We start from the raw sequence: 7,455 nt of genomic DNA on the forward strand, positions 1-7,455 counted from the left end.
AATGATCCAGGCGGATGATCCACATCAGTGGATCATCCATTCGATCACGCCAGGGCGACGAGATCCGCGTAGTCGGAGCCCCACAGGTCCTCGACGCCGTCGGGCAGCAGGATGATCCGCTCGGGCTGGAGCGCCTCCACCGCGCCCTCGTCGTGGGTGACGAGGACGACCGCTCCCTTGTAGGTACGCAGCGCGCCGAGGATCTCCTCACGGCTGGCGGGGTCGAGGTTGTTGGTGGGCTCGTCGAGGAGGAGGACGTTCGCCGAGGAGACCACGAGGGTCGCCAGGGCGAGCCGGGTCTTCTCGCCGCCCGACAGCACTCCCGCCGGCTTGTCGACGTCGTCGCCGGAGAACAGGAACGAGCCGAGCACCTTGCGGACCTCGACAAGATCCATGTCGGGGGCGGCGGAGCGCATGTTCTCCAGGACCGTGCGGTCCGGGTCGAGGGTCTCGTGCTCCTGGGCGTAGTAGCCGAGCTTGAGGCCGTGACCGGGGCGGACCTCGCCGGTGTCGGGCTGCTCCACGCCGCCCAGCAGCCGCAGCAGGGTGGTCTTGCCGGCGCCGTTGAGGCCGAGGATGACGACCCGGGAGCCCTTGTCGATGGCGAGGTCGACGTCGGTGAAGATCTCCAGCGAGCCGTAGGACTTCGACAGGCCCTCGGCCATCAGCGGGGTCCTGCCGCAGGGCGCGGGCTCCGGGAAGCGGAGCTTGGCGACCTTGTCGGAGACCCGGACCGCCTCCAGGCCGGCGAGCAGCCGGTCGGCGCGCTTGGCCATGTTCTGGGCGGCGACGGTCTTGGTGGCCTTGGCGCGCATCTTGTCGGCCTGCGAGTGCAGGGCCGCGGCCTTCTTCTCGGCGTTCTGCCGCTCGCGCTTGCGGCGCTTCTCGTCGGCCTCGCGCTGCTGCTGGTAGAGCTTCCAGCCCATGTTGTAGACGTCGATCTGGGACCGGTTGGCGTCCAGGTAGAACACCTTGTTGACGACCGTCTCGACCAGGTCGACGTCGTGGCTGATGACGATGAAGCCGCCGCGGTAGGTCTTGAGGTAGTCGCGCAGCCAGACGATCGAGTCGGCGTCGAGGTGGTTGGTCGGCTCGTCGAGCAGGAGGGTGTCCGCGTCGGAGAACAGGATGCGGGCCAGTTCGACACGGCGGCGCTGACCGCCGGAGAGCGTGTGCAGGGGCTGGCCCAGCACGCGGTCGGGCAGGTTGAGCGCGGCGGCGATGGTGGCGGCCTCGGCCTCGGCGGCGTACCCGCCCTTGGTGAGGAACTCCGTCTCCTGGCGCTCGTACTGCCGCATCGCCTTGTCGCGGGTGGCGCCCTGGCCGTTCGCGATGCGCTGTTCGTTCTCCCGCATCTTGCGGATGAGGACGTCGAGGCCGCGCGCGGACAGGATGCGGTCGCGGGCGAGGACGTCGAGGTCGCCGGTGCGCGGGTCCTGCGGGAGGTAGCCGACCTCGCCGGAGCGGGTGACCTGGCCCGCGGCGGGGATGCCCTCGCCTGCCAGGACCTTCGTGAGGGTCGTCTTGCCCGCGCCGTTGCGCCCGACCAGGCCGATGCGGTCGCCCTTGGCGACACGGAAGGAGGCGCTCTCGATGAGGATGCGGGCACCGGCGCGCAGCTCGATGCCGGAGGCGGAGATCACGGTCAGACTCCTGTGCGGGGTCGGGGCGGGTTGGGCGGCTGAGGACGTTCCCGCCGTCTAATGCGCGAGGAGAATGGCCATGAGGCCAGTCTAACGGGCCCGTGCAAGCACTTTTTCTGGGTTCAGGTGTTCGATCTTGACGAGGGAGTGATCTGCATGACAGTCACGAGCGGCCGCCCGAGCATCTACCCCACGCTGGTGTACGCCGACGCGAAGGCGGCGATACGACAGCTCACGGAGGCCTTCGGGTTCACCGAGCTGTCGGTGTACGAAGGCGTTGTGGACGGGGTCGGGGTGGTGATGCACGCCGAGCTGGTGCAGGGCAACGGCGCGGTGATGCTCGGCTCGAAGGGCAGCGGCGGTGTGTTCGACACGGCGATGAAGGACGCGGGCCCGTGCGGGGTGTACGTCGTGGTGGACGACGTGGACGCGCACCACCGCAGGGCCGTGGAGCACGGCGCCGACGTCCTGATGCCCCCGACGGACCAGGATTACGGCTCCCGCGACTACATGGCCCGCGATCTGGAGGGCAACATCTGGAGCTTCGGCACCTACGCGCCGGACATCCAGGCCTGACGGCCCGGGGCCCCGGGCGGAGCCCCGGGGGTCAGCCGCCCGTGTGGACCTGGAAGGCGGCCCGGCGGACGGCCTTGGCCAGCGCCGGGTCGGGGTGCGCGGCGGCCAGCGCCACCAGTACCTGCACGGTGCGCGGGTGTCCGACGGCGCGCACCTCGGCGAGCAGCGCGGGCACGGTCGGCTGCAGCGCGGACTCCAGATGCCGTACGAGCATCGGGGCCTCGCCGTGGTCGGCGACGGCGGCGGCCGTGTCGACCCACAGCCAGGTGGCCTCCTCGCGGGTGAGCACCTCGTGGGCGTCCTCGGGGTCGACCCCGTCGTGCTCGGCGAGCCAGAGCAGGGCGTACGGCCTGAGGGTGGACACCTCGACGACGGCCCGTACGTCGGGCTCGGCGGGGGCCCCGACGACGCGCAGCGCCTCGAAGGCCAGGCCGCGCAGCAGGGCGTCCTCGCCGCGGGCGGCGACGAGCAGTTCGGTGACGGCGCTGCCGACGGGGCGGGCGGCGAGCCAGGCGCGGTACTCGGCGCGGGCCGCGTTGGGGCGGAGTTGGGCGCAGCCGCGGAGCATGTCCTCGGCGGCCTGCTCGATGTTGCCGGCCGGGCTCTGCGCGGCGACGCAGATCTGCTCCAGCTTGACCCACACCGCCCAGTTGCCCAGCGGGGTGAGCGTGGCCTGGCCGTCGCCGCAGGTGAGGGCGCCGACGGAGGCGAGCGCGTGCAGGGCCCAGTCGAGGAGGGGGGCGAGTTCGGCGTCCTGGGCGGGCTCGGCCGAGTCGGCGTCGGCCTCGGCCACCGGGGTCGCGGGGGCCGTCGCGTCGGCGGCGTAGGGGATCTCGCAGCGCTCGGTGCGCAGTTCGGTGACGCGCTGGCGCAGCAGGTCCAGGAGCTGGTCCACGGGGACGGGTCCGGCGGACAGCTGGAGGAAGGAGAGCACCTGCGGCATGGCCGAGACGACCTCGGCGACGGCGGCGGGCTCCTCCTCGGCGGGTTCCGGGGTGGCGAGGGACCAGGCGTCGAAGAGGGCGACCCAGCCGCGCAGTACGGCGCTGTCGTCGCGGTTCCAGGCGCGCAGCCGCCAGCCGGGGCGGGCGCTCGCGCCGTGCACCTCGACGAGACCCGCCAGCCGGGCGGTGTCCCAGTCGTGGCGGACCTGATCCGGGGTCAGGGCCAGATCGCGGGCCGCGCGTTCGGCGGTCGTGTCGGAGAGCGTGGCCTTGCCGTCGGCGGTCGCGGCGTCACCACCGGGGCCGAGGACGCTGTCGGCCCAGTGCGCGACACGGGCCGCGGCGGCCAGACCTGAGCGTGCCATTCTGGCCAGCTCCGCCGGGGCCGGAGTGCCCTCCGGGGGGCGGGGCGCGGGGCGGCGCGGGCGCCGCTGGTTCACAGCTGTGGGGGCGGCGGCCAGGGGTCGCGGGCGGACGAGTCGAAGCCTGGAGTCGCGCGGGATACGGGACGTCACGGGTGCAGTCTTCCGGTTGACGGTCCGAAAACCCAAACGGAATGTCACGGCGGGCTACGGGACTGGCCAACGCACGGGGTCCGAAGAGCGGTGAGGAGACGCGTTCAGGCCAGTGGTACGGGGTTAAACGGAACCTTCGGCACCGGTATGGCGGGGAGGGGCGCGAGGTTCAGCTGAGGGGGGTGAGGAAGCGGCGCAGTGCCTCCTCGTAGGCCGCCGGGTCGGCGTTCCACATGGCGCTGTGCGGGGCCTGTGCGACGGTGTGGAGGGCGACCAGGTCGGGGCGGCGGGCGGCGAGGCGGCGGGAGGCGTGCCAGGGGGCCACGGTGTCGTCGGGGCCGTGGAAGATCAGCGTCGGGACCGTCAGCCGGGCCGGGTCGGCGATCTCGTCGCCGTGGCCGTCGGGGGCGGCGTGCAGACCGGTGCGGCCCTGGGCGGCGCGGACGGCGAGCGGCAGCAGCACGCCGGGGGTGTGCCGGGCGGCGGCGAGGGCGCGCAGGGTGGACGGCCAGTCCAGCACCGGGGAGTCCAGGACGAGTCCGGAGACGCGGTCGCGCAGTCCGGAGCGGGCCGCGGCGCGCAGGGCCATGGTGGCGCCGGTGGACCAGCCGAGCAGGACGAGGCGCTCGGCGCCGTAGCGGACGGCGTAGCGCATCGCCGCGTCCAGGTCGCGCCACTCGGTCTGGCCGAGGTGGCCCAGGCCGTCCGTGGGGCGGGGGGCGCCGAGGTCGCCGCGGTAGGACAGGGCGAGCACGGGGAAGCGGCGGTGGTGCAGGAAGGCCAGGAGGTTCAGGGCGTGCTCGCGGGTGGTGCCGAGGCCGTGCACGGCGATGACCCAGGTGCGGCGGGCGGCGGGGACGAACCAGGCGGGCAGGTTGCCGAGTTCGCCGGGCACGTCGACGTCGGCGTGGTCCAGGCCCAGGGTGCCGCGCGGGGTGCCGACGTACAGATTGGGGGTGAGCCAGACGGTGTCGCCGGGGTCGAGGGTGCCGTGCGTCACGCGTTCGAGGCGGCGTACGACGGTGTCGGCGGAGTGCGCGGCGCCGGGGATGACGGGGCCGACGACCGCGTGGGAGCCGTCGCCGGCGAGGCCGTAGGTGCCCGGGCGCAGGGCGGCGAGGTGCCGGGTGAGGGTCACCTGGCCGGCGGCCGTGCCGTGCACGGTGAGCCGGGGTTCGGTGGGCAGGGGGCGGCCGGGCCGCGCCTTGAGTGCGGCGTCGCTGGCGAACCGGCCGGCGGCGACACTGGCGGCGCCGGCGACCAGGGCTGCGGTGACGGCGGCGGCCGTCGCTGTGACAGTGCGCACCCGTCCAGTGTCCTGGCCATCGCTCTTCGCGGCCAGCGGTGGCGGACCACCTGCACCCCCACAGTGAAGGTGGGGCTGGGGGTGACGCGGGGTGGCGGAGGGCCGGAAGTCAGCCCGTCAGCCCCGCTGGCCGTAGCCCCGTAGGCGCTCGCCCGCCTCCGCCAGCTGGTCCTCCGTCAGGAGGTTCGGGGTCAGACCCGGTACCGAGGACGCCGTGAGCCAGAGGTGGCACATCCACTCGAGTTGGGCCGTTCGGTCGTACGCCTGGTCGAGGGTGGCGCCGTAGGTGAGGGTGCCGTGGTTCTGGAGGAGGCAGCCGGTGCGGCCGGCCAGGGCGCGGAGGGTGTTCCCGGCCAACTCCTCGGTGCCGTACGTCGCGTAGGGGGCGACCCGCACGGGGCCGCCGAGGGCGCCGGCCATGTAGTGGACGGTCGGGAGCTCGGTGACGAGGGTCGAGACGGCGGTGGCGTGCACCGCGTGGGTGTGGACGACCGCGCGGGCGTCGGTGTGGTGGTACACGGCGAGGTGCATGGGCAGCTCGCTGGTCGGGACGAGGGTGCCGAGCACCTGTCGGCCGGTGAGGTCGACGCCCGTGACGTCGTCCGGGGTGAGGCGGTCGTAGGGCACGCCCGAGGGGGTGACGAGCACGGTGTCGCCGACCCGTACGGAGACGTTGCCGGAGGTGCCGACGACGAGGCCGTCGGTGACGGTGCGGCGGGCCGTCGCCACGAGCGCCGCCCATGCCCGCTGTTCGTCGCTCAGCTGTTCGCCCATGCCCCGATCCTGCCAGGGGCGGCGGTCGCCGACACGGGAAGCCGTCGAGTCCAACATTCGGACACCCTGACGCCCACCTCAGTTAACCTTCCGTTCACTCAGGTTACCTAACTTCAACGAGCCAATGACTTCGAACGATTGCCTGGGTAAATGGAAAACTTCTCGCTGATCCTCGCGATTGTGGTGGTAACCGCACTCGCGTTCGATTTCACGAACGGTTTCCACGACACCGCGAACGCGATGGCCACGACCATCTCGACCGGTGCACTCAAGCCCAAGGTCGCGGTGGCCATGTCCGCCGTGCTGAACCTTGTGGGCGCCTTCCTCTCCGTGGAGGTCGCGAACACGATCTCCAAGGGTCTCGTCGACGAGACCGGCATCCGTCCCGAGGTCATCTTCGCCGCCCTGGTCGGCGCGATCCTCTGGAACCTGCTGACCTGGCTGGTGGGTCTGCCCTCCAGCTCCTCCCACGCCCTCATGGGCGGCCTCATCGGCGCCACCATCGCCTCGGCCGGCCTGGGCGCGGTGCACGGTGACGTCCTCGTCACCAAGGTCCTGATCCCGGCGGTCGCGGCTCCGATCGTGGCGGGCGTCGCCGCGATGCTCGCGACCCGGCTGTCCTACACGCTCCACAGGAAGGCCGACGGCAAGGCCGCCGCGAAGGGCTACCGCGCGGGCCAGATCGCCTCGGCCGGCCTGGTCTCCCTGGCGCACGGCACGAACGACGCGCAGAAGACGATGGGCATCATCACCCTCGCCCTGGTCGCGGGCGGCGCCGTCGCCCCCGACTCGGACCCGCCCACCTGGGTCATCCTCTCCGCCGGTCTGGCCATCGCGCTCGGCACGTGGCTCGGCGGCTGGCGCATCATCCGCACCATGGGCAAGGGCCTGACCGACCTCCAGCCGCAGCAGGGCTTCGCCGCCCAGACCAGCGCGGCGACGGTCATCCTGGCCTCCTCCCACCTCGGCTTCTCCCTGTCCACCACGCACTCCGTCTCCGGTTCGGTGATGGGCGCGGGCCTCGGCCGCAAGGGCGGTGTGGTCCGCTGGTCGACGGCGACCCGGATGTTCGTGGCCTGGGGCCTGACGCTCCCGGCGGCCGCCCTGGTGGGCGCGCTGGCCGAGTCGGTCACCGACCTGGGCGACTGGGGCACGGGCCTGGTCCTGGTCTTCCTCGTCGCCTCCAGCGCGGCGATCTGGAAGATCTCCCGCCGCGAGGTCGTCGACCACACCAACGTCAACGACCACCACGGGGAGCCGGCCGGCGTGGTCACCACGGCGATCGCGGCCGTCACCCCGCCCCCGGTGGGCCCGGTCTCCGAGGACCTGACGGCCACCATCCCCTCCCCGGCCACCGCCACCACCACCGAGCCGACGGCGCCGGCCGTCTGAGCCCGCCCACCCGGTACGAACGGTACGAAGGAAGAGAAGCAGCATGGACATCGACTGGGCGGCCCTGGGCTCCGTCTTCGGCGTGAGTCTCGTGGTCACGGTGGGCCTGGTGGCCCTGTTCACCCTCGGCGTCATGGGCCTGTCCCGCCAGGAGCGGGCCTCCGCGGAGGGCGGCTCGGCCGGCCTCGCGGTGACGGGGGCGTATGTGTGCTTCGCGGCCTGCGCGGCGGCGGTGGCGTACGGGATCTCCCTGATCGTGGCCTGACCCACGAGTTCGGACACCCCCGGGGTGGGGGGGGGGGGGG

At 72.8% G+C, this 7,455-nt stretch carries 7 protein-coding genes; 3 read left to right on the plus strand and 4 right to left on the minus strand.

Annotation, left to right across the window (positions count from 1 at the left end; translation table 11 throughout):
- Positions 1-44 precede the first annotated feature (44 nt).
- Positions 45-1,643 carry an ABC-F family ATP-binding cassette domain-containing protein gene (locus tag ACLZN2_RS32755; RefSeq protein WP_416983024.1) on the minus strand — a complete coding sequence of 533 codons (1,599 nt, stop codon included), beginning with the start codon at positions 1,641-1,643 and terminating at the stop codon, positions 45-47.
- Between the two features lie 156 nt (positions 1,644-1,799).
- On the opposite strand from ACLZN2_RS32755, the gene ACLZN2_RS32760 reads away from it, so the two are divergent.
- Entirely contained in the window at positions 1,800-2,219 is a 420-nt protein-coding gene (locus ACLZN2_RS32760; RefSeq protein WP_416983025.1) for a VOC family protein, read from the plus strand.
- A gap of 31 nt (positions 2,220-2,250) precedes the next feature.
- Here the strand turns inward: ACLZN2_RS32760 and ACLZN2_RS32765 are convergent, their stop codons facing one another.
- The 3 genes from ACLZN2_RS32765 to ACLZN2_RS32775 form a co-directional block, all read right to left on the minus strand.
- Positions 2,251-3,678 carry a hypothetical protein gene (locus ACLZN2_RS32765; RefSeq protein ID WP_416983026.1) on the minus strand — a complete coding sequence of 476 codons (1,428 nt, stop codon included), beginning with the start codon at positions 3,676-3,678 and terminating at the stop codon, positions 2,251-2,253.
- A gap of 169 nt (positions 3,679-3,847) precedes the next feature.
- Complete coding sequence (locus ACLZN2_RS32770) at positions 3,848-4,984, minus strand: alpha/beta hydrolase (protein WP_416983027.1); 1,137 nt, start codon at positions 4,982-4,984, stop codon at positions 3,848-3,850.
- A gap of 117 nt (positions 4,985-5,101) precedes the next feature.
- Complete coding sequence (locus ACLZN2_RS32775; protein ID WP_416983028.1) at positions 5,102-5,758, minus strand: class II aldolase/adducin family protein; 657 nt, start codon at positions 5,756-5,758, stop codon at positions 5,102-5,104.
- Between the two features lie 150 nt (positions 5,759-5,908).
- Here ACLZN2_RS32775 and ACLZN2_RS32780 point away from each other — a divergent pair, with 150 nt between their 5' ends.
- A complete protein-coding gene (locus ACLZN2_RS32780) occupies positions 5,909-7,150 on the plus strand; it encodes an anion permease (protein WP_416983029.1) in 1,242 nt (413 codons plus the stop codon).
- 43 nt (positions 7,151-7,193) lie between these two features.
- On the plus strand, positions 7,194-7,415 hold the full coding sequence (locus ACLZN2_RS32785) for a hypothetical protein (RefSeq protein WP_416983030.1): 222 nt from the start codon (positions 7,194-7,196) through the stop codon (positions 7,413-7,415).
- Positions 7,416-7,455 lie beyond the last annotated feature (40 nt).

Origin of the sequence: Streptomyces sp. T028 (genome assembly GCF_048159505.1) — a bacterium.
Lineage (GTDB): Bacteria > Actinomycetota > Actinomycetes > Streptomycetales > Streptomycetaceae > Streptomyces.

Excerpts from the sequence above, each read along its gene's own strand:
- ACLZN2_RS32760 (WP_416983025.1), top strand. The coding sequence starts at position 1,800 with ATGACAGTCACGAGCGGCCGCCCGAGCATCTACCCCACGCTGGTGTAC.
- ACLZN2_RS32775 (WP_416983028.1), bottom strand. The coding sequence starts at position 5,758 with ATGGGCGAACAGCTGAGCGACGAACAGCGGGCATGGGCGGCGCTCGTG.
- ACLZN2_RS32780 (WP_416983029.1), top strand. The coding sequence starts at position 5,909 with ATGGAAAACTTCTCGCTGATCCTCGCGATTGTGGTGGTAACCGCACTC.
- ACLZN2_RS32785 (WP_416983030.1), top strand. The coding sequence starts at position 7,194 with ATGGACATCGACTGGGCGGCCCTGGGCTCCGTCTTCGGCGTGAGTCTC.